The following is a 26,124-nucleotide window of genomic DNA, read 5'->3' on the forward strand; positions in this document are numbered from 1 at the left end:
TAGGATTTATCCAAAACTAAAAATTATCACGTGGCCTTCAAATTATAAAATGTTAATTAACAGCGCTTTCTTTAACTAATGTGTAAAAATCCTGATAGGCTTCAATAAAATCATCGGCTAAATTAATGGCTCCTGAAACGGCTATACCGTAAATGCCAGCTTGCATTAAAGCTTCTACATCGTAGGTTTTTATCCCGCCCACAGCCAAGAGCGGAATACTGATGTGCTGAGCATCCAATTCTTTTATTGCTTGCTGATAGCCCTCAATACCCAATAACTTATATTGGTTAGGCTTGGTTTCAGTTTCTGCAAATGGCCCATAACCAACATAATCGGCACCCTCTTGTGCAAGTCTGATTACATTTTCTACTGTATTGGCAGATCCTCCAAGGGTAATATCATGGCCAACCCGTTTGCGCAGGGCGACAAAATCGGCATCCATATCTTCCATATGAAAACCCTGGATATCGGCCTTTCCATTTAAATGAACATGATTGGTAACAATTAAAGTGGTACCCCAATCATCACAGATTTCTGCAATAGCATTAATATCCTGCAAGAGTGCTTCATCAGTTTTGCTCAGGCAACGGTACTGGATCCACTTTGCACCAGCCTCACAGGCTTGTTGTGCCTGCTCGATGTGACTTAAATGCGGGATATCGTGCGTGATGTAATGAAGTTTCTCTATGTATTTCATATCGGTATGGTAGGATTGAGTGTTTTAAAATCAGGTTGCCAATATAAAACAAAATCGCCATTGCAAGTATATTCCGCAATGACGATCCTATTTTTAGCTTTGGGTTGACAACTTTACAGGCTATTGGCCCAGAAAGTTGTCAACCCTGAATACAGATTAAAATTTCACATTCAGGCTTAGCAAAAAGTTAGTTCCTGCTTGTGGATAAAAGAAGTTTTCGGTTACCCTGCTTCCGCCTGCCTGGTAGCCATAGGTATAACCATTGCTTTCGTATTTCTTATCGAAAATATTGTTTACCAGTAAACCCAGGTTAACGTTTTTAACCCCTGCAAATTTAAAGTCGTAGCCCAAACGCGCATTACTTACCCAGTAGCCGTTAATGGTCCTATCGTTATTCTGCGTATTATCCAGGTATTGTTTGCTTACATATTTGCTTTGTAAGGCTATTGCAAAACCACTAACCGGTTTGTAAACCAGCTCGCCAAAAAGCACCGCACTTGGAGAATAAGAGATATCGGTTAAGCTGTAATTGTTTACCACTTCTCCACCGTTATCATAATCATCATAATATTCGGTAAAGTTCTTAATTTTGTTTCTGCTCCATGCAGCATTAGCATTTAATACAAATTGCTGGCTAATGGCGTAAGATCCGTCTAGCTCAATCCCTAAACGGTAACTTCTGTCTACATTCTGACGGTAGCTAGCACCAACATCGTTTAACTGTCCGGTAACCACCAACTGGTTTTTGTAGAACATACCATAGGCATTGGCACCAACATTAAATTCATCGTTTTTAAAACGGTATCCTAATTCTACATCGTTCAAGCGCTCAGCTTTAGGTGAAATATTGGCTACCGATGCATCTGTATAATCATCACGGTTAGGCTCTTTGTTGGCTACACTGAACGAGGCATATACATTGCTTTGTGGATTGATAAAATAAGTGGCTCCAAATTTAGGGTTAAAGAAATTTAGGTTCTCGTTAATCGTCAGGGTGTTTAGTTTATTTTCCGTTCCTGCAATATCGAAATATACCCGGCGGTATTGCAAATCAGCAAATAAGCTTAACGACTCTACCGGACTATAGTTTACTTTACCGTAAACGTTAAAATCGGTTTTAAAACCATCATTATCATAATAATGCCTGTCTATATTTCCGTTTGATGCGTATTGTGCCCAAATCACCTGTCCGAAGTGTGCACCCTTATATTCATTATATGCACCGCCTAAAGTAAAGTTTAAATTCTTTTCAGGCACATAATTGAAAGCATAGGTAACGCCATAAAAATCGTTATCTAACCAACGGCGGCGAATTAAATCTGTTGAAGTAATAGGTGTTCCTCCTGGAACAACTACAGGGTTTAAACCATAATTTTTCAATTCATCCTGTACCCTGTATTCTTCATAATAGCCTTCACCCTGAGTATAATGTAAGGCACCATTAAAAGAAAACTGATCAGAAAGCTGTCTGGCATAAATTAACTGGTAATGGTTCTGGGTATAGTTATCTGTCTGGTTATTGTACAGGAAACTATTGTAAGTTCTGCCTGAGTTCAAAAGATTTGCAGCATCCTCTGCACTTAAGCCGTTTCTGGCAATATAGGCATTCATTCCGGCTACATCATTTTCTAAACGTGATTGCGGAATACCATTCCACGATTGATAGGTTTTCTCATTTCCTGAAAAAACATTAACACGCAACAGGTCTTTATTTCCATGGTAAGCACCGGATAGAAAATAAGATTTAAGCAACGATGAACCGCGGTCTACATAACCATCAGAACTAATTCTCGATAAACGGCCATCAAAGCTAAATCGGTTATTAATTAAACCTGTTCCTACCTTTACCGTATTTTTCCAGGTATCGAAACTGCCATAAGTGCTGTTTACTTCTGCATAAGGCTCCAACTCGCTTGCCGTAGTTTGAATATTTAAACTGGCACCAAACGCACCTGCACCATTGGTTGAGGTACCTACACCGCGCTGAATCTGTACATTATCTACCGATGAAGCAAAATCGGGCATGTTTACATAAAATGTACCTTGACTTTCGCTATCGTTTATCGGAATACCGTTAACGGTTACGTTGATCCTGCTGTTATCGCTACCGCGGATACGGATACCCGTGTAACCTACGCCAGCACCGGCATCAGAGTTAACCACAACGCCCGGCGTGTTTTGAAGAATGAAAGGTAGATCCTGTCCGAAGTTATTCTGCTGGATTTCTTCTTTACCAATATTCTTATAGGTAGTGGCCGATTTTTCTGTAGCCCGCGTTGCACGAACAATGACTTCATCAGCTAAGAAATTTTGTGGAGAGAGGCTAAAATCCAGTGTAGTATGCTGCTTAAGTTCTACCGCTTTTTCGATTGTTTTATAACCTACATAACTAACCACAATCGTGTATTTTCCGTTAACCAGGTTTGTAATGCTGTAATTCCCGGCAGCATCGCTTACCACTGCTGTTTTTTGATTCCTCAATTTAACGGTAGCACCTGGAAGTGGTTGCTGGTTTTGATCTGTTATTTTACCTGTAACAGAAATTTGTGCCGATACGAAGAAGGGCAACATTGCAACAAGCGCTGCAAAAAGTAAATTTTTCAATTTTATTGTTTTTAGTTAAACTCATCGGAAAAGGGGCATTGCCGATTTTCAGTTAAACTTCCATAACTCCAATCCCTACGCCGGCATTACCCGGATCAGGTGCATTTATAAGGTTTAGGGTTTTGAGGTTTAGGGCTTAGGGTTTTACCTTCCGCCTTTTACCTTCTATCTTTCACCTATAAAATGGGTATGATCTCAGCCTGTTTTTGTGTTTATTTAAACAAGGCACCCCTAATGATGGGTCAAATGTAGAAAATATTTAGCAATTCGAACGGTTTTTGAAACTTTATGGGGTAATTGGCTAAAAATTGACAGCTTAATAGCATACTTTAATGAATTAACTGGTGCTTAGGCTTAGAAAATGAACGGTTCTGTATTCATGGCATTTTCAGTCCCGCTCCCGCTTCTGCTGCCGGTGAATCCTGTGAACAAGCAAGCACACCATAAAAACCAAAAAAAATTGTGCTTAAATCGGCAGCATCCCGCTTTGATCGGGTTTAGGTGGCCAGGTAGGTGAAACTATTAATGGATTGATTACCAAACGTTCCTACGGAACGAAAACGCCAATTGTAAATTGGCTACCCATGAGGCGTCCCGATGGGACGACTTTGATCAAGTTAAGAATAGAGCAAAAACACCCATTATAATTCCCATCAATTTTGTCCTTCCACAGGCATAATGACAATGCTTTTTGTTTTAGGCTATTAAAGACCTCATATGAAATCATTCATATTTAACTCTATAAAATTTCGCAATGAGGCGGCAAAAAAAATCATTAATGAATAAATCACCAAACGTTCCTGCGGAACGAAACGCCAATTGTAAATTGGCTACCTATGAGACGTCCCGATGGGACGACTTTGATCAAGTTAAGAATAAAGCAAAAACACCCTTTATAATTCGCGGCAATTTTGTCCTTCCACAGGCACAATGACAATGTTTTTTTGTTTTAGGCTAGTCAAGACCTCATATGAAATCATTCATATTTTACTATAAAATTTCGCGATGGGAAGGCAAAAAAATTATTAATGGATTAATCACCAAACGTTCCTTTAGAACGAAAACGCCAATTGTAAATTGGCTACCCATGAGGCGTCCCGATGGGACGACTTTGATCAAGTTAAGAATAAAGCAAAAATACCCTTTATAATTCCCGGCAATTTTGTCCTTCCACAGGCACGATAACAATGCTTTTTGCATTAGGCTAGTCAAGATCTCATTATGAGATCAGTTATATTTAACTGTATGAAACCTCGCAATGACTTGGCTAAAGAAATAATATTCACAAATCGTCCCATCGGGACGACTGCCAGGTAGAAAAAAATGAAATGTTTTTTTCGTTCCGTAGGAACGTTTCGTGTTTACGCATCATGGCAATAAGCCCCTGGTCAATAAACCCGACCGACAGCGTTATCCCGATTGGAGAATTGTTTTATTTAAGAGCTTAATTATCGGGATTAAGCAAAGGGCGGGACTAAAGCAGCTATGAAACACGAACAATCATTTCCAAAAAAATCACCCTTTTAATAAAGAGAAATATATTTATGCTCCAAGAAAGTCATCAATCGCTTTAATCGCATTCGCTACCCTTTCATCGCCTAAACCGCCAACTACTTTGTAATTCGCATTCAGGGCACGGAGTTCCTTGTGCCAAACCTGCATAAAATATTCGCGTTTCTCCGGAAAATCGCGTAACGGATCGTCCTGCCAGGGCAAATCGATATCCATTAACAGGTACAGATCGTATGGTCTTTTCGGCAGCGCATCTAACACGAGCTGTGGTGTTTCACCGAGCACTTCATCGCTCCAGATTTTTACCGTAATAAAAGTAGTATCACAAATAATAAAATCGCTTTCGGTAGTGACTAAAATGGCATCCTCTAAAGCAACCTGTCCGTAGTACATATTCACTTCATCCTGATGGGTATAATCGGCAACCAGGTTTTCGCAGTAATAACGGGCATATTCGGGTACCCACGAAACTTTGTAGTATTTTGCCAGCAATTGAGATATAGTAGATTTTCCCGTACTTTCCGGGCCAACAATAGCGATCTTTTTAATATTTTTATTCACGATATATTTTCTGAATACGGTCAAATGTAAAAGAAAAAGCCTTAAAAGAAAAAATCCGGTTGAGGAGGGCTCCTCTAACCGGATAATAAACCAAACAAACTATTTATGAAGAAATCCTCATGGCGGGTAACTAATCCGCGGAGGAAGCTTTAGATCATTGTCTAAAGTATATACAAAACGCATATATGTTCTGCTTATTACAACATTATTGCCAATATTCCGATCATCACAACTTCGTGACTTAATTCTGACTCATAGCGCCACTTTTGCGAAATTCTTTTAACACTAATTAACATTTAAAGCAAAACCGTACGTTTGATTTTGACAGCCATGTATAATTTATAGTACATTCCAAAAATTAGTGTTCATTATTTAAAACTATTTGTACTAAAAGGTGTTATTTATTTAAGACATCAACAACTAAAACGTTATACCATGAAAAAGTTATGTGTTGTATTATCTCTTCTTATTGTATTTGCTTTAGGCTCAATTGCCTTTACAAATATTAAATTGGGAGGAATAATCGGAAAAATTACGCCAGGTGATGCGGCTTCTGCGGTATCGCTTGTAGCGGCGACAGACACGCTAAAAGCGGAGATTAGCCAGGGCGTTTTTACTTTTACCAACCTTAAAGAAGGCGTTTATACCGTTGTTGTAAAAGCCAATGCCCCATATAAAGATGCTGTGATAGAAAAGGTTGCCGTAAAAGATAGCGCCACTACAGATTTAGGCGAAATTAAATTACAGCAGTAGTTCATTTCGCAAAAGAAAAATCTAAAAAGAGCACTTTAATAGGGCTCTTTTTTATTTTAAAAAAAAGGCCTTAAAATCATGCTAAAGATGTATCTTTGCATCCCGACAGAACAGTTGGGATTTTTCTTCTTACAAGCACAAAATCTCGTTGCTTCCAGGGTTTTAAAAGAACCAACACTTTAGAATTTTAATTATTGTTTAAGCTTTATCATGCCTAAAGACACTTCCATACGCTCAGTACTGATTATCGGATCTGGACCAATTGTTATTGGCCAAGCCTGTGAATTTGATTACTCGGGTTCGCAAGCGGCTCTTTCTTTAAAAGAAGAAGGAATTACCGTTTCCATTATCAACTCCAATCCGGCTACAATTATGACGGATAAGGTTATCGGTGACCATGTTTACCTGCGCCCGTTAACTGTTGATTCAATAGAGGTTATTTTACAAGAGCATATCGACTCTGCAGATTTACCTAAAATTGATGCCGTACTTCCTACTATGGGAGGCCAGACCGCATTAAACCTTTGTAAAGAAGCTGAAGAACGTGGTGTTTGGGAAAAATACGGTGTTAAAGTAGTTGGGGTAGACGTTGCCGCAATCGAAAAAACAGAAAATCGTGAGGCTTTCCGCCAGTTAATGGTTGATATCGGTGTAGGTGTTGCAGAATCGAAAATTGCCAACTCATTTTTAGAAGGTAAAGAAGCCGCACAGGAAATCGGTTATCCATTGGTAATCCGTCCATCATATACCTTAGGTGGTTCTGGTGGTGGTTTCGTACACAAAAAAGAAGAGTTTGATGCTGCTTTAAAACGTGGTTTAGAAGCTTCTCCAACACACGAAGTACTCGTAGAGAAGGCTGTTTTAGGCTGGAAAGAATATGAGTTGGAGTTGTTAAGAGATAGCAACGATAACGTAATCATTATTTGTTCGATCGAAAACTTCGATCCGATGGGTATCCATACAGGAGATTCGATCACAGTTGCTCCGGCAATGACTTTATCTGATCGTTGTTACCAGGAAATGCGTAACCAGGCAATCAAAATGATGCGTGCGATCGGTAACTTCGCCGGCGGCTGTAATGTTCAGTTTTCGGTTAACCCGGTTGATGATGAAATTATCGCCATCGAAATTAACCCACGTGTATCACGTTCATCAGCTTTAGCAAGTAAAGCAACTGGTTATCCAATTGCAAAAATCGCGGCAAAACTGGCCATCGGTTACAACCTGGATGAAATTGAAAATCAGATCACCAAAACCACTTCAGCATATTTCGAACCTACTTTAGATTACGTAATCGTTAAAGTACCTCGCTGGAACTTCGATAAATTTAAAGGTGCCAACAAAGAGTTGGGTCTGCAAATGAAATCGGTTGGTGAAGTAATGGCCATTGGTCGTACCTTTATCGAGGCCTTACAAAAAGCTTGTCAGAGTTTAGAGATCAACCGCGCTGGTTTAGGTGCTGATGGCAGACAGGTGCGCAATATTGAAGAAATTATGGACGGTTTGGAGCATGCTTCATGGAACCGTTTATTCTTAATAAAAGATGCCATGGCAATGGGCGTACCTTTGGAGTCGATCCGCAAGGTAACCAAAATTGATAAATGGTTCTTAAATCAGATTCAGGAGCTTGTATTGCTTGAAACTGAATTAAAAAGATATTCACTAAACAATATCCCTCAGGATTTCTTCGTAACACTTAAACAAAAAGGTTTCTCTGATATTCAGATCGCCTGGTTGTTAGGCAATGTTACCGAAGACGAAGTTTACGATCGCCGTAAAGCTTTAGGCATAAACAGGGTATATAAAATGGTTGATACTTGTGCTGCGGAATTCCCGGCCAAAACACCATATTACTACTCTACTTTCGAAGAAGAGAACGAATCTGTTCCTTCTGACAGGAAAAAGGTAATTGTATTGGGTTCAGGTCCTAACCGTATCGGTCAGGGTATCGAATTCGATTACTCTTGTGTACACGGTTTATTAGCGGCTAAAGAAACAGGCTTCGAGGCCATCATGATTAACTGTAACCCTGAAACGGTTTCAACAGACTTTAACATGGCCGATAAATTATATTTCGAGCCCGTATTCTGGGAACATGTTCGCGAAATTATCGAGCTGGAAAAACCGGTGGGCGTTATCGTTCAGTTAGGTGGACAAACCGCTTTGAAAATGGCGGAGAAGTTAACTGAAAAAGGCATCAAAATTATCGGAACATCGTTCGAGAATATGGACATTGCCGAAGACCGTGGCCGTTTCTCAGACTTGTTGAAAGATTTAGATATTCCATATCCGAAATATGGTGTTGCAGAGAATGCTGAAGAAGCCATTGTTGTAGCAAACGAAGTAGGTTATCCGGTGCTGGTTCGTCCGAGTTATGTATTGGGTGGACAGGGCATGAGCATCGTAATTAACGATGAAGACCTGGAAAAAGCAGTAGTAAAATTATTGGGCGATTTACCGGGTAACCGTGTATTGATCGATCACTTTTTAGATAGGGCAGAAGAAGCAGAATCTGATTCGATTTCTGACGGCGAGGATGTACACATTGTGGGTATGATGGAACACATCGAGCCTGCAGGTATCCACTCAGGAGATTCATTTGCCGTATTACCTACATTCAGCTTATCAGAAACGGTAACTAAAGCAATGGAAGAATACTCCATTAAAATTGCTAAAGCCTTAGATGTACGTGGCTTATTAAACATTCAGTTCGCCATTAAGGATGAGAAAGTTTATGTAATCGAGGCAAATCCAAGGGCATCGCGTACGGTTCCTTTCATCGCAAAAGCTTACGATGTGCCATACATCAACATTGCAGCTAAAATTATGTTAGGTGTAGCCAAACTGAAAGATTTTACGATCGTTCGTAAGCTTGAAGGTTATGCCATTAAAGAACCGGTTTTCTCTTATGAGAAATTCCCGGAGGTGGCGAAAGAATTAGGACCTGAAATGAAATCTACAGGTGAGGCCATCCGTTTCATCAAAGATTTAGAAGATCCTTACTTCCGCAAGCTTTACAAAGACAAATCGATGTATTTGAGTAAGTAATTTCTTACAAAGTTTCGAAAGGCACAGCGCAGGAGAGACTTCGTAAGTTTGCAAATAACAACAAAGGCCGGTGAAAAATCACTGGCCTTTGTTTTTGTTCGATTCGTACAAACATTGTGAGTTTAAATATGATCGTCACCCTGAACCGAGCTTTAGCGAGCTCACTGAAGGTAATTTATTTCAGGGTCTTAATAGCATGTAGTCATGCTGAAATAAATTCAGCATGACTACATGCTACAAAAAATCTATCAGGTTTTGAATGTTTTATTATTGTTTCAATTTCGGAATCCTTGTTGGGGTATCTTTTCCATTTACAATGCTCGTTGCGCTCTTGGCAATCGCTTTAATGGTAGAAAGGATATTTTCTACGTCTAAAGAACTGTATTCATCTTTCACACTGTGGTAGAGTTTATCGATATCAATTTTATCGGTACTAATGGTATGCGCCGGAACACCTAAAGCAGCCAACGTTGCGTTATCACTTCTATAGAATAAATTTTGATCCGGATAGGGATCTGGGTGGAAAGTAAATTCAGTTCCCGCTAAGTTTTTCTGCAAAATCTTCCCAAAATCAGATCTTTCATAACCTGTAATAAAGGCAGTATTCTTGCCAAATTTCGAATCCTTACCAATCATCTCAATATTGAACATGGCCACTACATCATCAGGATTTAGTTTCTCAGAAAAATATTTTGCCCCAAAACCACCGATTTCTTCAGCGGTAAAGGCCACGAAGATTAAAGTACGCTCATTGTTTTTCTGCGCTTTGTAATACTTGGCCAGGGCAATCATAGCCGTTGTACCCGAGGCATCATCGTCTGCACCATTGGCAATGCTATCGCCATCAACACTTTTTAAAAAGCCTAAATGATCGTAATGGCCTGAGAAAACCACAATTTCTTTCGCTTTTGATTTACCTGGAATTACCCCTGCAACATTAAATAAAGGCATTTTATCTACCTTACTTTTAATTGTTGCGGAAAAATCTGTTGCCGCATCTTTACCCAAAACAAAAACCTGCACAGCGCTTGTCGTTGCCTTAACATCTTTCTCATCAACAGTTGCCGGTTTGCCAAAATAACTGCTGTAACGCTTAAACAGATCAGCAAATTTACTGTCAACCAGAACGATCTGGTTTTTTTCAACACTCATCATTGCCCTGAGTTGAGGCACAAATGCTTTTTCGGGATCTAACTTAACAACTGTAGTATTCGACTTATCGAGTGTAACGCTTGCTGAAGTTACGCCTGAAATAATTAAATTTTCCGGGGCAACTTCCTGTCCGTCTATCTTAACACTTGTAGTCTGATTGGTAACCTGGTATTTGTTAAAGGTTTGGCGGAAAGTTTTCTCGCCGGTTAAAGGCTTTAAACCGATTTTTTTAAATTCAGATTCGATAAAAGTGGCTGCTTTATCAATACCGGGTGTAAAGGTTGCACGCCCCTGCATATCATCAGCACTTAAGGTTTTAATCAGGTGGTCGGTGTATTCGCGTGTGATGATTTTATCTATGTTTTGCGCTTTAAGCTGCAAACTTGCCATCCCGACAAGGGTAAAAAGGAATATTTTTTTCATATAATAAGTTATAACGGGTTCAATTTAGGAAAAATTAAGGTTTTTGCCCGGTAGTTCCGGATTTTTTGCCTGATGGCTTGTTGGTTGATGGTTGTTAGTTAATGGTTTGATCGTTCATGGTTGATAGCCATAGCTTGATAATGGTTCCGGTTTGTATTTTATTTAACCTTCAAACCTTTCCACATTACAATTTAGATCATGATCGATGAACTGTTCGCTCCATCATCCCTCTTCTATTACACATCTTCCATCTACTCTCCGTCCCAATCGTATTTTTCGAGATCGCGGTAAGCTTTTCCTTTTATAATTTCCTTCTTTTTTGACGATTCGGAATCGACCCTGGTTTCGTGAATATTATCGGCCACTTCGAAATGGAAATCCCTATCCTTTTTAGAATGATAAATCGATACTTCGTCCCCATCCGCGATAGCATAATCATAAGGTCCCCGTGCACTCATCAGTTTTACAAACACAGGTAAACATTCAAAAAAGATAAACAGCAGGCCGATAAAAGTAACGGCAATTGCGGTATTGTTATCCCGTGTACCATCAACATTAAATTTAAGTTGACCTAATGCCCAGTTCCGGTCGGCAAAACCAGCAATATCCGATAAACTGTCTAACTGTTTTTTAGTATACAGCTTCTCGGTAAACAGTCCATCAAATTCCTTGCGTTTGTCGACAAAAGCTTCCGATTTATTGATGTTGGCTTTTAGCGAATCTAATTCTGCAGTGCGCTGCGCAATTTCGGCTTCCTTACGTTTAGCATATGGGCCATAGCCCATTACACCTGATGTTTCGGTGGTTTTGTTGCCAAAAATCTCGAAATTAAGCTTTTGCCTATCTGCTTTAATGCCTTTTTCAAGCGAATCTCGCGTGGCTTTCTGTTGATTTAACCGGCCAAATTCTACCTGGTATTTTTTCTCAAAAGCTTTGTTCAGGGTATCAATTTTAGAACGTTGACCATTCAAATAACTAACTTTTAGGCGCTCTTTAATTTCTTTATCGAAAATTTTGAGTTCTATGGGTCTCGAAATCACCAAACCAATCATAATGGCCAACAGGATACGCGGTGTAGCCTGTAACAATTGTTTATTGGTACTGGCGCTTTTGTTAATGCTCGATACGATATAACGGTCCATATTAAAGATGGCCGCCCCCCATAAAAAGCCGAAAACAATGGCAAAAATTACCGCCAGATCATCACCCTTAAACACAAAATACATGGCGTACCCCCCTGAAAGGGCTGCAAACAGGCCTGTAAAGAAGATGGTGGCGCCAATGCCAGTATATTTATTTTGTTCTGAAGGATACTTTTCCAGTGTCGGGATGTGAGCGCCAGAGCAAAACCAAAAGAAACGGTTCAGTTTGTCCATTTGTAACTATTTATAATTAAACGCCTAAGGGTTAAAGTTGTTACAGTTTTGCACAAAATTTATGGCATTTTTTTGATGGGGAGCGTAAATTTGATTTTCCTATATTTGCATAAATACATTTAATAAAATGAAAGAAATATCGGTACAAGAACTAAAAGAGAAAATCGATAACAAAGAAGATTTTCAATTGATTGATGTTCGTGAAACATTCGAATATGAGGTTTCCAATCTTGAAGGTGAGAATATCCCTTTAGGTGGAATTTTAATTGAGGCTGATAAGGTTGCGAAAGATAAGCCAGTAATTATTCAGTGCCGCAGTGGAAAAAGAAGCGCAGCAGCAGTAATGCAGTTGGAGCAACAATATGGATTCGATAATCTTTATAACTTAAAAGGCGGTATTTTAGCCTGGCAAGAGGCTTTCGATCCAAGTATGCCAGTATATTAATAATAACCAATAAACAAATTCCAATTATCAAACTGCAACCGCTGAAATGAATCGTAAGTATTCCTTTTCCACACAAGGGTTTGATAATTGGTTATTGCAATTTGGTTATTAATTAGTCCATTCTATTATAAGATAAATTCCTCATTGTGGGTAAAAAATTTGCTTTAAATATCTTCTATAACTTAGCCATTATCCTTTCTATTTTCGGATTGGTGTGGTGTTATAACAATGCTAAATATCTTCCGGCTGGCTTTTTGGTCGGCACAACAGCTTGTTTGTTCTACTTTAAGTATCAACTGACTAAAGACATCAGGAAAAGCTTTAAAGAAAAAGATCCGAAGTAATACCCTCCAGCCCTAAACCGGGCAGGTCTTTTAAAATATACTTGCCGTTTTCGAATGCTGGATCAGTAAAGGGATTATTCTTCGTGAGCCATGGCCCATCCAAATCGGCCCAGTTACACAATGGCGCCAAAGCAGCTGCCGCTAAAGTAGCACAACTGGTTTCGCTCATACAGCCAATCAGCACTTTCATCCCAAAAGAACGGGCTTTTAAAATCATCTGATGCCCTTCGTACATGCCGCAGCTTTTCATCAGTTTTACGTTAATACCATGATAAGCGCCTTTCAGTTTGTCCATGTCGGCTAAACGCTGAACGGCCTCGTCTGCCAGCAAAGGAATCGGACTACGCTCGGTTAGCCAGGCATTTCCATCGAGGTTATTTTTATCCATAGGCTGCTCGATTAATACCACGCCCTGGTTATGCAGCCAATAAATTAAATCAATCGCTTTAATCTTATCTGCCCAGCCCTGGTTCGCATCCACATATAAGGGTACACTGGTCATGCTCCTGATGGTTTCGATAATTTCCTGGTCGTTATCCCGCCCCAGTTTAACTTTGATCACTTTAAAAGCTTCGGCATCTTTCAGTTTTTCTCGGATTACCTCAGGGGTATCAATCCCAATGGTATAAGAAGTGACCGGCATTTTAGCTGGATCGGCACCGTAAATTTCATAACAGGGTTTGTTTAACAGCTTCCCCTGAATATCGTTAAGGGCAATATCTATCGCGGCTTTAATGGCCGGCTGGCCGGGAGCGAGACGGTCCAGATAGGCAATAATTTCTTCGAAATCGAAGGGATATTGGATTTTATCCCAATCTACAAGGCTCAGAAAAGCCGCCGCACTTTCGTAGCTCTCGCCCATATAAGGTACCATAGAGGCCTCCCCATAACCTGTTACCCCTTGGTGCTCCACCTTTAACAACATTAAGGGGGTACTGGTACGGGTAAATTTCGAGATCGAAAAAGGATGTTTTAATTCTAATTCAAATTGCCTGCAACTAATCTTCATTATCAATCGTCTTCTAAATAAATAAGGTAATTATCGTCTTACAAATTATCTTTGTTTATTAACGCAACTACCAGTGCCATGAAAAACATTTCAAGATTACGGTATTTTATTTATTTATCCTTAATAATTATTGGAGGATGTACCACCGGGAAAAAAGCCTTACAAAAGGGTGATTATGATGCTTCGGTTGCCAAAGCAGTTAGCAGGCTGCAAAACTCGCCTAAAAACAGTGAAGCCATGGAAGTGTTAAAAACAGCGTATGATTTAGCACTGCAAGACCATTTACGAAAAATTGAAGAAGCTAAAATGTCTAACGATTTATTCCGATGGGAATCGGTGATGTACGATTATCAGAAAATCAATCAAATAGCCGATGATATTAACAGTTGCCCTGCCTGTTTAGCCATTGTTCCTAATCCTTCAAAATACATCAATGAACTTGCTGACAGTAAGTATAATGCTGCCGGGGCCAGGTATAATTCGGGTTTAGGTTATTTAAGAGAAAACAACCGCCAATCGGCAAAAAAAGCCTATTACGAATTCGAGAAAACACAAAATCTTCAAGCCAATTATAAAGATGCCAAGGCTAAAATGGAGGATGCCTATTGGGCGGCAGTAACCCGGGTTGTGGTTCAGCCCATTATTGTAAACAGCGGCATGTACAAATTAAGTGCTGATTATTTCCAGCAGCAGATTGATCAGTTTATTGGAAATTACTCGAGAAATAAGTTTGTGATTTTTTATGGCGAGGCCCAGGCTACCGATCAAAAAATTGTTCCCGACCAGGTATTGAGCTTAAACTTTGACGATTTCGTGGTGGGTCAAACCTACGTAAAAGAAAGGGTTGAAAAGTTAAAACGCGATAGCGTAGTTATTGGCGAAACCCGCCAGAAAAAACCTATTTATGGTACCGTAAAAGCCACCTTAAGTATTTTCGAAAAGAATATATCCTCATCAGGCTTATTGGACATGAGCATTACCGACTGGAAGACTAAAAAGCTGGTACGCCAGCAAAAATTCCCTGGAACCTATGTTTGGAGAGACAGTTGGGCAACCTATAAAGGCGATGACAGGGCTTTGAGTAAACAACAATTGGCCATTACCAGAAGGAGAGAGCAATTGCCTCCACCACCAAGTGCTTTATTTTTAGAATTTACCAAACCCATTTATAACCAATTGGTTGATGATATCAGTTACTATTATAATAACCTGTAGACCTCACCCTGTTAATGGAAATGGTATAGCGATGTCTTTTGTTGAAGTAGTATCATAAGGCGATTCTCCTCAGATGCTGTCATGTTGAGCCTGTCGAAACACCTTAAAGCGTATTTAAGCAAGTCCTTCGACAAGCTCAGGATGACAATCTTTATTTACCTCTGCAAGAGTAATAGGCAAAATAAGTCAACTAACAGGGTGAGGTGGTTGTAATCCCTGCGTTAAAATAAAATATCGGTACAAAGCACTAAAAATATAATGGTTAATATTGCAGTGATGAATACCGGCTTATACAATCCTTTCCAAAACTTCGATTTTTTATACAAAATCTGCTTCTTAAGTGGCAAAACCTTTCATTCACCTGTTGTTCAGGTGCCCTTAATTCCAAAATGGTTGTTGGAACAGGCAGGTTTGAGTGGTGAAGAGCAGATCCAGTTTTTGGATGAAAGTATCCGTTCGTATAATACCTTGGTTATTCCGGTAAACAGCGAAGTAAATGAACAGTTTTTAAATCCGCTGGAGGCAAAAATCGAAGCCGCCTTTGCAAACGGTTATGATGCCGTTTCTGCATTACCAGAACTGGATCTTTTTAACTGGATCGGTAAGTTTCTATATGGCTTCGTGTATATCGAAATGCATTCGGCGCTACGTAAGGAAATGACTGCCGATGGTTTAAACATGTCGCAATCGTTAATGATGAAATTTGCCAACCTGAATTTCATGATGCAGAACCTGTATACCAGCCTGGAGTTTGAAGATTTTTCACCATGGTCTATCACTGTCGTAAAATTAGAAAACGGAGAAACACCCTTCAGTTTCCGTGATGAGATCAACACTTTAACCTTCTCGTTAAAAATGAAGGATTTTGGTATCATCGCTTGTTTACAGGATAACGGCACCAATAAACGCTACCACCAGGATATCATTAACGAAATAAAAGGAAAAGCTTTAACCGCCGAACAGTTTGAAGAGCTGAGTGCGCGTTTTTATTATTCAGCTTACCTTTTCAATCGCCTACCCGAATATACTTTTATGCCGGTAGAAGGCACCACTTATATCGAGGCTATGCCTTTACGTGGAAACATGACTAAACCGCTTTTTGATGTCTGGCAGCATAAAGTATATGCCCAGGTATTGGAAAATTTCTGGAAACCCTGGGGTTATGTGGTATTCGAGATTATTAAAAACCCTGATGAACCAATGAGTTTCTTCGAGAAGCCTTTTCTCCCAAATGCGGGATAGGCTTTTTTTACCATTAAGGAATTAAGAACATTAAAAAATGTACCTTAATTATCTTAACTTCTTAATGTTAGGCCCAAGACCATTTTACGTTTAAGGAATTAAGAGCATTAAGAAATAAGGAAGATTATTATCTTAAGTTTCATCATAGCCAACCTAATTGGGTATCTTAAAGCAAAAAAACATGTAGCACCTTGCATTAGGATTCCCGTTTTCACGGGAATGACGATTCGTCCAGACAGAATCTACCTCCCACCAGTTAACATGGTAATAAAGTTTTGCAAAATACCCGGAACGAAAATAATCGTAAAAATCAATCCGGTTAAGGCACCGAAAAAGTGTGCATCGTGATTAATACCGTCTCTGGAGTTTCTCGAGGCATAATAGCAATAAATAAGATACAATATACCAAAAGCATAGGCTGGAATATCAAACGGTATAAAAAGTATTCTTATTGCGCTTTTAGGATTGAACAAAATGAAACTAAAAAGCACAGCGCTAATCGCGCCAGAGGCACCCAGGCTATTATAATTGAAGTTTTCTTTGTATTTAAATATTGTTGGCAAATCGCTAAGCACAAGTGCTATAACGTAAAGTAAACCAAACAGCCAACTCCCCATCAATTGTTCTAAAGTAAAAGCAAATGCTACGAAAGTAAACATATTGAAGAAAAGGTGCATCCAATCGCCATGAATTAAACCACTGGTAAGTACCGTCCAAACCTTATGGCCCCTTGATACACTGTAAGGATGCAGCATAAACTTGCCATAAAGCGAGTGATCGTAGAAAGCGTATAGGCTGGTAATAATGGTAAAAACGAAAATTACGGAGGCAACTGGTGCGATATTGAAGTATTCCATTAGGGTTATTTTAAATCAAGTTTTACGTCTGTTAGCAAACGGGCTACCGGATATCTATTGTGCGTTTTTTCGTAATAATCAGAATTTTTATACACAAAATCAAGTTGTGCAGCCGCATTCTTCGCAAATTCAGTATCTGAAGCTTTTTTTGCCTCCAGTTTACTTCTTAATTCTGGATTATTTTTCAATAGCGCTGTTGCCGTGTCTTCAAAAACATAAGCTGAGTAATGCTCTTTCATATCCAGAATAGAATCGAAAAAGTTCCAGTTGAAATAAGAATCAGTAGCCTGAGGCTCTAGTGTTTCTACAATATACCGGTTAACTGGCTGATCAACATAAACAACAAAATCGCCGGTATAATATTGCAGGTTTTGCTTAACCGGATTTACCTTTACAGCCGAGTGCAGGTAATGCCCCTCATATGGACGGGTTCCGGTTTTAAAATCGCCGATATAATAACTTTCTACTGCAATTTTCTGATCGGCCTTAAGTTCCCTGAGTTTAACATTATTCAGTTTAAGCAAGGCAATTACGCGGTCCCAGGCTTTTGGAATGACGTACGCAACCGGCTTCTGAACAGACAATGCAGGCTCGAATTTATTCCATTCTTTAATGGTTTTGGTGTAAGGCTTGCTTCGATCGTAATATAGACGGTCGGCTCCACTTACGGTACTGGGTTTTTGGCCAGCCTCAAAGCCTTTAAAAGTTAAGTCGTTTACTTCGGTTTTATTGAGTTTCCACTCTAAAGGAAATTCCTTTTGTGCGGCCACAAATGCATCGGCCTTTCGTTTATTCGCGCCGATAATGCTGGCATCACGTTCTACAAGCTGAATGTAGGTTTGCAAAAGTTTATAAGTTGCATCCACACGCAAATCGTACGATTTTAACATATGCGTTTCTGGCATAAAACCTATGGTATTGTGCAGCGTGGTGTATCCGGTAGAATAACGTGGAGGATCTATAAACCCACTGATCCCGCTTTCTGGTGTTTCGCCTATTGAGTTTACATATGGAATCATCGGGTACCCCATTTTCTCCATTCCGGTATATAAATCAGGCACCAATGTTTTAGTTAAATAATCAGCAAGGATCGGGTTGAGTTTATCTTTTTGTGTAGGAATAAGTGTCATTACATATTGATAATCTGCACCATTACTGGTATGCGTATCTACAAATATTTCGGGCTGCCAGGTATTAAATAGCTGTTGAAATGCCGCCGAATTTTTCGAATCGGTTTTAATGAAATCACGGTTCAGATCGAGGTTTTTGCTATTGCCCCTAAAACCATAAGCAACCGGGCCGTTCTGGTTAGCCCTTGATGTTCCGCTACGGTTAAAACTGCCATCTATATTGTAGAGGGGGATAATGCAGATGACCACGTCCTTGGGCAGTTTACCCGCTTTAAGCAGATCGCGGGCCAGCATCATCGAGGCATCTACACCCTCAGGCTCGCCCGGGTGAATGCCGTTGTTGATTAATAAAATCCTTTTATCATGCTTTCTAATCTCCGAAGGGTCAAAAACCCGGTCTCGCGATAAAACCAAAACATGCAAAGGTTTGCCAAAATCTGTATTTCCATAGCTCAACAATTTGGCCTCCGGATAGGTTTTAGCCAGGTTTTCGTAATAGGTTATGGCAGCAGTGTAGGTAGTGGTTTCAATTTTTCCACTTAATTCGAAAGGCGTTTTTTGTGCCGCAGCTTTTAACCGGATGGATAGCAAACAAAACACAAAGAATTTTTTCATGCCTTAAATCTAAGAAATGAAATGCGCTTATTAAAGGGTTTTACGATAAGATTTAATCCTGCCCAACATGTACTTAAAGCCTATGGTATAAGCGTTATAAACATCAGGAGAGTAGTTTTTAAATTTGATACTCGGATCGTTATAACCATCTAAACCCTCGCCGAAAGTAAAGTTCGATTGCGCATTGATATTGATCACATACCGCATATAACCGTAACCATCATTAATGTAATAGTTAAAACCGAAATTTAAGGGTACCAGGAGGTTCAGGCTTTTGTCTTTACCTGGAAAAGGGCCGTAACCTGGATTAGAGGCCCAGCTTGGTTTATATCTTACGATGTCGGTAATGTTATTGTTAACAGCCCCTATACCTAAACCCACATACAAACCTCTGATGTTGTATAAAAATTCGCTTTTATCGTAGTTCGCCACTTCGCCAAGCATCAGTTTGATATTGGCGGTAATGGCCGTATATTTATTTACAAACTGGCGGTTGTGCGGGTCGGTTTCGATATCTCCGCCTTGAACCATGCCATATTGCCCTTCTAAACCTAAGGTTACAAACGGCGTGATATGATAATCAAAAACGCCATAGGCTGTGTATCCATAACTTCCTTTGTATACGTCGGTATAAGATTTGTTTATTCCTCCGCCAAAACCGTACGACATTTTGAAATAGTTGGACTGGGCAAAAGAAAAACTTCCTATAAAAACAAGCAGAAGGGTTATGTAAGTAGCTCTCAGCAAATTAAAAATCATATCGTTTTTTTACAAAAATAATATGTTTATCGAATATCTATAACTTTTACCTTTGAATTATGAGCACATACACCAACTTTAACAAATCTCTCGAGCAGCGGTTTATAAAATATACGAAGATTGATACCCAATCTGATCCAAATTCTCCTACCTGTCCATCAACCTTAAAACAAAAGAATTTAGGTAAAGAATTGGTTCAGGAATTATTAGAAATTGGCATTTCTGATGCCGAAATGGACGATAACGGCTACGTGTATGGTACTATCCCTTCAAATACAAGCAAGCAGATACCGGTAATTTTCTTCTGTTCGCACATGGATACCTCGCCTGATTGTAGCGGCGAAAATGTTAAACCGATTATTCATGACAATTATCAAGGACAGGACTTAATTCTGCCTGACGATAATAATATTGTAATCAAACTCGCGGAACATAAAGACCTAAAACACCAGATTGGCAACGATATTATCACAGCAAGTGGAACAACTTTATTGGGTGCTGATAATAAAGCAGGATTAGCCGAAATTATGGAAGCAGCTGCCTTTTTAATGAAAAATCCTGAGGTAAAACACGGCACTATAAAACTTCTTTTTACCCCGGATGAAGAAATAGGCCGCGGTGTAGACAAAGCTGATTTAAAAAAATTAGGCGCCGATTTTGGTTATACCATAGACGGTGAAACACTGGGCTCTATTGAAGATGAAACCTTTTCTGCCGATGGAGCTACCCTTAAAATTTATGGCGTAAGTACACACCCGGGTTTCGCAAAAGGAAAAATGGAAAGTGCCATTAAAATCCTTGCCGAGATTTTAGATGCGCTGCCAAAAGACACACTCACACCAGAAGCCACACACCAAAAAGAAGGATTTATCCATCCGGTAAGCATGCATGGGCAGGTAGAAGAGGCCGAAGCACAGTTCATCATCAGAGATTTTACCGATGAAAAACTCGCAGCGCATGGACAGTTCCTGGAAGAAACCGTAAAAAAGGTGATGGCGAACTATCCGAAATCTACTTACAAGTTTGATATTAAAGCACAGTACCGCAACATGAAACAGGTTTTAGATCAGCATCCTAAGATTGTACAATACGGAATTGAAGCCATTGAAAGAGCTGGAGTAGTAGCCAAACAACAAAGTATCCGTGGCGGAACTGATGGCTCGCGACTTTCGTACATGGGTTTACCTTGCCCTAATATTTTTGCCGGAGAACATGCCTTTCATAGCAAACAAGAATGGGTAAGCGTACAGGATATGGAAAAAGCTGTACAAACCATTATTAATATCGCCTGTATCTGGGAAGAGAAGGGGTAAGTCCTGAGTCCTTAGTCTTGAGTCCAAAGTCTTGAGTCCTTATCATTCGATGATTAGACTCAGGACTAAAGACTAATAAGCAGCCTGCCCAATATCCAGCCGTGCTATTTTTCCTTCCTTGTTCAGCTGAAACTTAAAATAGGTTTTAAAATCGCCCCATTGGTCGGAGTGGAAATCGCCATAGACCTCCATTCCGTTGTTTTCAACTTTATCTATACAGGTAAAACGCTCATGTCCGAGTGCTTTTTTAAAGAAATTATTAAATTTCATCTGGTTCCCGTCGTCGTAAAAGGCAACATCCGTCGCAAATAAAGGAAACCATGTTTTTTCATCACCTTTTTGCAAAGCGGTAATAGCGGCCTTTACTTTTGCATTTGATAATTTTGTTAAATCTATCGCCATAGGTTTCTGATTTTGTTTTTGAGCGAAAGTAAATGCGCGGGTAATAAAATAAACAGTGCATTAAGCTTTTTCATGAGCTTAAGCTTTAAGCAGTGATCAAAATTAATAAAAAAGATATTTTTAAAGTACATCTTTTTGTTACTTTTAGCTTGTAATGATAACTCTCGAGAACGACTATATAAAAGTTAGCCTGGCTGCTAAAGGCGCAGAACTTCAAGGCTTATTTAGTAAAGAAACCCGGCTGGAATATTTATGGAATGCCAATCCTAAATATTGGGCAAAATACAGTCCGGTTTTATTTCCTATTGTTGGCTCATTAAAAAACAACCATTTTACTTACCAGGGTAAAAGTTACGAGCTCCCTCGCCATGGTTTTGCCCGCGATCATGTTTTTAATTTCGAAAAAATAAGTGAAACTGAAGCTATCTTTACATTAACTCAAAACGAAGATACCTTAAAAGTATATCCCTTTTATTTTGAGTTGAAACTACGCTATCAGTTAATAGATAGAAAGCTGAACTTAACCTACGAGGTAAAAAATACAGGTACTGCCGAGCTTTTATTCTCCATTGGTGCACATCCGGCATTTGCAGTACCCAATACACCCAATACTGTTTACGAAGATTATTACCTGGCCTTTAATGCCGACGAGAAACTAACTTTCTGGAAACTCGAAGATGGCTTAGTGGCCGATGAAACGGAGCTCATTGAACTCGGTGGCCACAGGTTAAACCTTAAGCACGACTTGTTTTATAATGATGCACTGGTTTTTAAAACCCTACAGAGCAATTGCATTAGTTTGCTCAACAATAAAAACGATTATGGCCTGCATTTTCATTTCGAAGAATTTCCTTTCTTCGGTATATGGGCTGCCACCGATGCCCCTTTTGTTTGTTTAGAACCCTGGTGCGGAGTGGCCGATGGCGTTCACCACGATCAGGAATTAACACACAAAGAGGGTATGATAAAACTTGATGCCGGCGAAAACTGGTCGCGGTTTTGGGAAGTAGAGTGTTTTTAGGTGGATTAGCGTAAGGAAAAGTAGCGAAACAAGCTTCATTTCTTAATCTAGTTTAAGAAAATTGTGCGCCGCAGGTATTAATTTGCCGTTTAAATAATTATCCAGCAAAATGAAAAACAGCGCACATTTCCCTCAATTATTTCTTCGCCTCGCTTTGGGTATTGGTTTTATACTTCCTGTTATGGACCGCTTTGGCTGGCTGGGCGCACCAGGCTCGCCAACTGTTGGCTGGGGCGATTGGTCGGCCTTTTTAGATTACACCAACTCCTTAATGCCCTTTTTAGCGAGGCCTGCAGCGAACGTAATGGCTATTCTGGCCACAGCCGGCGAGTTAATTTTTGCGATATTGCTTATCGTGGGTTACAAAATTAAGCTGGCCGCTATCGGTAGTTTTTTGCTCACACTAGCCTTTGCCCTCTCCATGCTCATCTTTGCCAATTACAGGGCTCCGTTTAATTATTCTGTTTTTGTTGTAAGCGCCTCCAGCCTGTTGCTGACCACACTGCCCACTTATAAATGGAGTATAGATGCAGGTAAATAATTATCCACATTAAAATTTTGTTATCGCCTTGTAGTGAAAACCACTACCCAGAAAGGGGTATTTTTACCTTTTAATTTGATGTTAACATGTTGATAACTATATTTATCATGTTAAAATTAAATCAACGGGACGATTTAGATTAAAACGCGAAGCCTTTCAGCAATGAAAGGCTTTTTTTTGCAAAAAAAACACGTCCTAAAAGAGGACGTGTTCATTCAAATCTAAAATTATTTTGGGACGATTGAGAATTAATCCAAATAAAGTGTTTAATACCCTGATACAAATATGAAAAAGATTAAGGATTTATTTCCGTTCAGTTTTATTCATCTGTAAAGGAGCCGCTTACCTAAAAAGCCGCTATAGAATGAATAAAACATTTTAGTATGTTTAAAATCATTCTTTTTCACATAAATGATCTGTGTTATGGCAACAAATAAGCCTGAACAAAAGAAATGCTGTTAATTTCCCAACGAAATTAAGACCCAAAACTCAGGTTAAATATCAGCCAGGGCCTCAACCAAATCCTGAAAACCAGGCCTGTTTAATGGCGATGGAGCTAAACAGGCATCCCGTAACGCACTCAACGTATTGAAACAGGTGCTGCTTACCGCTTCGTTTTTTAAAGAAAGTAAATCATCCAGCAGGTAACCGTAAGCACTCACTTCTATGCGCTCCAACGCATGGGCCAGTGTAATATCAGTCTGATCGTAAAAACTTGCAGCACCGAAATCACCGAACAAAGTACTGCCTTCATCATCAATCAAAGTATTGTGTGCATATAAATCGCCATGCATAATTCCCGCCTCGTGTAATTGCGCAGCTAACGAGGCGATGGTTTTGGCAATACCCAACAATTGTTTTTCTGACAACTGCATACCTGCCGGAAAAACATCCCTGGTACAGCTTGCTAAACTTGGTGGATTGCCCAGATTATAAAAATGATGCGGGATGAGGTCCATCACCAGACCTTTTTTATCTTCCGGATGCAGGGCAATCTGCCCGATTAAATTAACCAAACCAGGATGATACCCGGCAGCAATATAGGCTGTCATCTCATCTTCTGGCAAACCATCACTGGTTACATTGCCCTTAAATATTTTAACCGCTACCTCCTGCGTTTCATCACCAATAGTCCTATTTGCTTTCGAAATAACACCCGAAGCACCTTCACCCAATAAATGGTTAATCTCCAAATCGTGCCAGTTAACTAGCGAGAGCGCTTCCACAGCTGGTGTTTTACTAAAGTTGTTTCCGGAAAAAGCAATCCATGATAGTTTAGGCATGGCGGCTATCCATTGTGGCAGTGCATGCAGTTTATTAGCGGCTATACGCAATAACGATAAATTTTGGCAGTGGCTTAATTCTTCTGGCAAGGCAGTTAAAAGATTACCCGACAACATTAGCTTTTGCATGCGCGTACACAGCCCGATCTCTTTTGGTAATTCGGCAATATTGTTATTTGTTAAAATCAGCCAGCGAAGATTGGGATTGAGCGATTTTGATGGCACCGTTTTAATCTGGTTAGATTTAAATCCGACGATATCCAGCAAGGGGCAATCGGCGAGTACCTCAGGCATCACCGTAAAAAGATTTTCAGAACAGAAGAAAATCTTCAGTTTCTTTAAACGTCCAAAATCAGCTGGCAGCGTACTTAGCTTGTTAAAAGAAAGATCGAGTACCTCGAGTGTTTCAGCCAGATCGAATATTTCTTCAGGGAAAGAACGAAGATCTTCTGAAAGTTTTAACGATACCGCTCCTTTAAGTTTTCCGCTTTGTAATGCTAACAGGCTTTGCATGTATTCTGGTTTAAGGCAACGAAGATAGGGAGTTTAATTTGGAGTGGAGAGTCTTTGATGATGGAAAATGTAGGATGGATGATGGTGTTTAGTCCGAAGTCGGGAGTCTGAAGTCAGGAGTCAATAAACGTCTATGCTCAGCGATTGTCATCCCACGCATGTCCAAGAACCTTTAATTGAACCATATAAGACATAGAGGTGGCATATAAGCTCATGGGTCTTATATTCCTTATATGGTAAAGAACTTTGCGTCCAGCAATTGTCATCCTGAGCGGAGTCGAAGGATCTTGTATGATGGAAAATGTAAGATGGATGATGGAGTTTAGTCCGAAGTCGGGAGTCCAGAGTCAGGAGTCAATAAACGTCTTGTCATCCCTCGCATGTCCAAGAACCTTTAATTGAACTATATAAGCCATAGAAGGGGCATATAAGCTCATGGGTCTTATATTTTCTTATATTCCTTATATGGTAATGAACTTTGCGTCCAGCGATCGTCATCCTGAGCGGAGTCGAAGAATCTTGTATGATGGAAAACGTAAGATGGATGATGGAGTTTAGTCCGAAGTCGGGAGTCCAGAGTCAGGAGTCAATAAACGTCTTATCATCCCACGCATGCCCAATAATCTTTAATTGAAGCATATAAGACATAGAAGGATCATATTAGCTCAATGGTCTTAGATTTTCTTACATTCCTTATATGGTTAAAACTTCATTTTTTACGCCTAGCGCTACAATCTTTGTGGCTATCTCTGTGTTCTTTGCGGTTAAAAACATGGCATATAAGCTCAAGGCCCTTATATTTCTTACATTCCTTTATGGTAATGAACTGAACTTTACGCACATCGAATGTATGCTTCTATATTAGACTCAACCTCATATAGATTTTATCTATATAAATTTTTATTTGCAATAGAAATTTAATCCTATATATTTACAAAAAACTTTAGGGGTGCCTACGTGCTGAGAAATACCCTTTGAACCTGATGCAGTTAGTACTGCCGAAGGGAAAAGTGAAAGCAATACCATTGCTGTCTTTTCGACCCCGTTACGGGGCAATCTCTATAGTTTTTCCAATTTTTTTAATATGGAAGTAACTATAAACAATCAAAACCATCTCCTTAACGAAGCCTGTTCCATCGCACAGATGCTTGCTTTGGTGCTCTTTTCAGAAACCAATGGCCTTGCCATAGCCGTAAACCAAACCATCATTTCCAAATCTGATTGGGACAGGTATCTGCTAAATCCAGGCGACCAGGTCATCATCATTAAAGCCACGCAGGGCGGATAATGTTGAAGAGAGCGGGAGTGA

21 protein-coding genes and 1 riboswitch are annotated in these 26,124 nt (G+C 39.7%); of the genes, 10 read left to right on the top strand and 11 right to left on the bottom strand.

Annotated elements, in window-relative coordinates; all coding sequences use genetic code 11:
- Positions 1–52: 52 nt before the first annotated feature.
- From AC07YT_RS03465 to AC07YT_RS03475, 3 genes are all read right to left on the bottom strand, one after another.
- Positions 53–697 carry a thiamine phosphate synthase gene (locus AC07YT_RS03465; protein WP_086548272.1) on the bottom strand — a complete coding sequence of 215 codons (645 nt, stop codon included), beginning with the start codon at positions 695–697 and terminating at the stop codon, positions 53–55.
- A 156-nt stretch (positions 698–853) separates the two neighbouring features.
- Complete coding sequence (locus AC07YT_RS03470) at positions 854–3,301, bottom strand: TonB-dependent receptor (protein ID WP_494945166.1); 2,448 nt, start codon at positions 3,299–3,301, stop codon at positions 854–856.
- Positions 3,302–4,843: 1,542 nt separating this feature from the next.
- Positions 4,844–5,374 (bottom strand): AAA family ATPase, encoded by a 531-nt coding sequence (locus AC07YT_RS03475; RefSeq protein ID WP_086549456.1) that lies wholly within the window; start codon positions 5,372–5,374, stop codon positions 4,844–4,846.
- 435 nt (positions 5,375–5,809) lie between these two features.
- Here AC07YT_RS03475 and AC07YT_RS03480 point away from each other — a divergent pair, with 435 nt between their 5' ends.
- A complete protein-coding gene (locus AC07YT_RS03480; protein ID WP_086548275.1) occupies positions 5,810–6,127 on the top strand; it encodes a carboxypeptidase regulatory-like domain-containing protein in 318 nt (105 codons plus the stop codon).
- Between the two features lie 210 nt (positions 6,128–6,337).
- Positions 6,338–9,175, top strand: coding sequence for a carbamoyl-phosphate synthase large subunit (gene carB / locus AC07YT_RS03485; RefSeq protein ID WP_086548276.1), 2,838 nt, complete (start codon positions 6,338–6,340; stop codon positions 9,173–9,175).
- A 267-nt stretch (positions 9,176–9,442) separates the two neighbouring features.
- Here carB and AC07YT_RS03490 read toward each other — a convergent pair whose 3' ends face one another.
- Both AC07YT_RS03490 and AC07YT_RS03495 read right to left on the bottom strand, forming a co-directional pair.
- Positions 9,443–10,750, bottom strand: a complete 1,308-nt coding sequence (locus tag AC07YT_RS03490; protein ID WP_086548277.1) for a M20/M25/M40 family metallo-hydrolase — start codon at positions 10,748–10,750, stop codon at positions 9,443–9,445.
- Positions 10,751–11,001: 251 nt separating this feature from the next.
- Positions 11,002–12,126: a DUF4407 domain-containing protein gene (locus AC07YT_RS03495; RefSeq protein WP_086548278.1), complete on the bottom strand. Its 1,125-nt coding sequence runs from the start codon at positions 12,124–12,126 to the stop codon at positions 11,002–11,004.
- Positions 12,127–12,253: 127 nt separating this feature from the next.
- Between AC07YT_RS03495 and AC07YT_RS03500 the strand changes: the two genes are divergently transcribed.
- Positions 12,254–12,571, top strand: a complete 318-nt coding sequence (locus AC07YT_RS03500; protein ID WP_029277953.1) for a rhodanese-like domain-containing protein — start codon at positions 12,254–12,256, stop codon at positions 12,569–12,571.
- A gap of 146 nt (positions 12,572–12,717) precedes the next feature.
- The gene (locus AC07YT_RS03505; RefSeq protein WP_086548279.1) at positions 12,718–12,915 is read left to right on the top strand and encodes a DUF6358 family protein; all 198 of its coding nucleotides are present in this window, start codon (positions 12,718–12,720) and stop codon (positions 12,913–12,915) included.
- Here AC07YT_RS03505 and AC07YT_RS03510 read toward each other — a convergent pair.
- Positions 12,893–13,924, bottom strand: coding sequence for a dipeptide epimerase (locus AC07YT_RS03510; protein ID WP_086548280.1), 1,032 nt, complete (start codon positions 13,922–13,924; stop codon positions 12,893–12,895). The two genes, AC07YT_RS03505 and AC07YT_RS03510, sit on opposite strands and share 23 nt — an antisense overlap.
- 78 nt (positions 13,925–14,002) lie before the next feature.
- On the opposite strand from AC07YT_RS03510, the gene AC07YT_RS03515 reads away from it, so the two are divergent.
- Positions 14,003–15,139 (top strand): hypothetical protein, encoded by a 1,137-nt coding sequence (locus AC07YT_RS03515; protein ID WP_086548281.1) that lies wholly within the window; start codon positions 14,003–14,005, stop codon positions 15,137–15,139.
- A 258-nt stretch (positions 15,140–15,397) separates the two neighbouring features.
- Complete coding sequence (locus AC07YT_RS03520) at positions 15,398–16,381, top strand: hypothetical protein (RefSeq protein WP_086548282.1); 984 nt, start codon at positions 15,398–15,400, stop codon at positions 16,379–16,381.
- A 242-nt stretch (positions 16,382–16,623) separates the two neighbouring features.
- On the opposite strand, the gene AC07YT_RS03525 is transcribed toward AC07YT_RS03520, so the two are convergent.
- From AC07YT_RS03525 to AC07YT_RS03535, 3 genes are read right to left on the bottom strand one after another with little or no spacing between them, the layout of a single operon-like run.
- Positions 16,624–17,238 (bottom strand): rhomboid family intramembrane serine protease, encoded by a 615-nt coding sequence (locus AC07YT_RS03525; RefSeq protein ID WP_494945167.1) that lies wholly within the window; start codon positions 17,236–17,238, stop codon positions 16,624–16,626.
- A 5-nt stretch (positions 17,239–17,243) separates the two neighbouring features.
- Positions 17,244–18,983: a M14 family metallopeptidase gene (locus AC07YT_RS03530; protein ID WP_086548284.1), complete on the bottom strand. Its 1,740-nt coding sequence runs from the start codon at positions 18,981–18,983 to the stop codon at positions 17,244–17,246.
- Between the two features lie 30 nt (positions 18,984–19,013).
- Entirely contained in the window at positions 19,014–19,742 is a 729-nt protein-coding gene (locus AC07YT_RS03535; RefSeq protein ID WP_494945168.1) for a hypothetical protein, read from the bottom strand.
- A gap of 59 nt (positions 19,743–19,801) precedes the next feature.
- Between AC07YT_RS03535 and pepT the strand changes: the two genes are divergently transcribed.
- Complete coding sequence (pepT, locus tag AC07YT_RS03540) at positions 19,802–21,055, top strand: peptidase T (protein ID WP_086548285.1); 1,254 nt, start codon at positions 19,802–19,804, stop codon at positions 21,053–21,055.
- A gap of 72 nt (positions 21,056–21,127) precedes the next feature.
- Here the strand turns inward: pepT and AC07YT_RS03545 are convergent, their stop codons facing one another.
- Positions 21,128–21,457 carry a hypothetical protein gene (locus tag AC07YT_RS03545; protein ID WP_086548286.1) on the bottom strand — a complete coding sequence of 110 codons (330 nt, stop codon included), beginning with the start codon at positions 21,455–21,457 and terminating at the stop codon, positions 21,128–21,130.
- 154 nt (positions 21,458–21,611) lie between these two features.
- Between AC07YT_RS03545 and AC07YT_RS03550 the strand changes: the two genes are divergently transcribed.
- Both AC07YT_RS03550 and AC07YT_RS03555 read left to right on the top strand, forming a co-directional pair.
- Positions 21,612–22,478: an aldose 1-epimerase family protein gene (locus AC07YT_RS03550; protein ID WP_086548287.1), complete on the top strand. Its 867-nt coding sequence runs from the start codon at positions 21,612–21,614 to the stop codon at positions 22,476–22,478.
- Positions 22,479–22,587: 109 nt separating this feature from the next.
- Positions 22,588–23,019, top strand: a complete 432-nt coding sequence (locus AC07YT_RS03555) for a DoxX family membrane protein (protein ID WP_086548288.1) — start codon at positions 22,588–22,590, stop codon at positions 23,017–23,019.
- 494 nt (positions 23,020–23,513) lie between these two features.
- On the opposite strand, the gene AC07YT_RS03560 is transcribed toward AC07YT_RS03555, so the two are convergent.
- On the bottom strand, positions 23,514–24,815 hold the full coding sequence (locus AC07YT_RS03560; RefSeq protein ID WP_086548289.1) for a leucine-rich repeat-containing protein kinase family protein: 1,302 nt from the start codon (positions 24,813–24,815) through the stop codon (positions 23,514–23,516).
- A 935-nt stretch (positions 24,816–25,750) separates the two neighbouring features.
- A riboswitch (TPP riboswitch) is annotated at positions 25,751–25,839 on the top strand.
- A 60-nt stretch (positions 25,840–25,899) separates the two neighbouring features.
- Between AC07YT_RS03560 and thiS the strand changes: the two genes are divergently transcribed.
- Complete coding sequence (gene thiS, locus AC07YT_RS03565; RefSeq protein WP_086548290.1) at positions 25,900–26,103, top strand: sulfur carrier protein ThiS; 204 nt, start codon at positions 25,900–25,902, stop codon at positions 26,101–26,103.
- Positions 26,104–26,124 lie beyond the last annotated feature (21 nt).

It is taken from the genome of Pedobacter sp. GW460-11-11-14-TSB4 (assembly GCF_059423705.1).

What these genes read in the sequence shown, in the direction of transcription:
- AC07YT_RS03465 (WP_086548272.1), bottom strand. Translation starts at nt 697, where the DNA reads ATGAAATACATAGAGAAACTTCATTACATCACGCACGATATCCCGCAT.
- AC07YT_RS03480 (WP_086548275.1), top strand. Translation starts at nt 5,810, where the DNA reads ATGAAAAAGTTATGTGTTGTATTATCTCTTCTTATTGTATTTGCTTTA.
- carB (WP_086548276.1), top strand. Translation starts at nt 6,338, where the DNA reads ATGCCTAAAGACACTTCCATACGCTCAGTACTGATTATCGGATCTGGA.
- AC07YT_RS03490 (WP_086548277.1), bottom strand. Translation starts at nt 10,750, where the DNA reads ATGAAAAAAATATTCCTTTTTACCCTTGTCGGGATGGCAAGTTTGCAG.
- AC07YT_RS03495 (WP_086548278.1), bottom strand. Translation starts at nt 12,126, where the DNA reads ATGGACAAACTGAACCGTTTCTTTTGGTTTTGCTCTGGCGCTCACATC.
- AC07YT_RS03500 (WP_029277953.1), top strand. Translation starts at nt 12,254, where the DNA reads ATGAAAGAAATATCGGTACAAGAACTAAAAGAGAAAATCGATAACAAA.
- AC07YT_RS03510 (WP_086548280.1), bottom strand. Translation starts at nt 13,924, where the DNA reads ATGAAGATTAGTTGCAGGCAATTTGAATTAGAATTAAAACATCCTTTT.
- AC07YT_RS03515 (WP_086548281.1), top strand. Translation starts at nt 14,003, where the DNA reads ATGAAAAACATTTCAAGATTACGGTATTTTATTTATTTATCCTTAATA.
- AC07YT_RS03520 (WP_086548282.1), top strand. Translation starts at nt 15,398, where the DNA reads ATGGTTAATATTGCAGTGATGAATACCGGCTTATACAATCCTTTCCAA.
- AC07YT_RS03525 (WP_494945167.1), bottom strand. Translation starts at nt 17,238, where the DNA reads ATGGAATACTTCAATATCGCACCAGTTGCCTCCGTAATTTTCGTTTTT.
- AC07YT_RS03530 (WP_086548284.1), bottom strand. Translation starts at nt 18,983, where the DNA reads ATGAAAAAATTCTTTGTGTTTTGTTTGCTATCCATCCGGTTAAAAGCT.
- AC07YT_RS03535 (WP_494945168.1), bottom strand. Translation starts at nt 19,742, where the DNA reads ATGATTTTTAATTTGCTGAGAGCTACTTACATAACCCTTCTGCTTGTT.
- pepT (WP_086548285.1), top strand. Translation starts at nt 19,802, where the DNA reads ATGAGCACATACACCAACTTTAACAAATCTCTCGAGCAGCGGTTTATA.
- AC07YT_RS03545 (WP_086548286.1), bottom strand. Translation starts at nt 21,457, where the DNA reads ATGGCGATAGATTTAACAAAATTATCAAATGCAAAAGTAAAGGCCGCT.
- AC07YT_RS03550 (WP_086548287.1), top strand. Translation starts at nt 21,612, where the DNA reads ATGATAACTCTCGAGAACGACTATATAAAAGTTAGCCTGGCTGCTAAA.
- AC07YT_RS03555 (WP_086548288.1), top strand. Translation starts at nt 22,588, where the DNA reads ATGAAAAACAGCGCACATTTCCCTCAATTATTTCTTCGCCTCGCTTTG.
- AC07YT_RS03560 (WP_086548289.1), bottom strand. Translation starts at nt 24,815, where the DNA reads ATGCAAAGCCTGTTAGCATTACAAAGCGGAAAACTTAAAGGAGCGGTA.
- thiS (WP_086548290.1), top strand. Translation starts at nt 25,900, where the DNA reads ATGGAAGTAACTATAAACAATCAAAACCATCTCCTTAACGAAGCCTGT.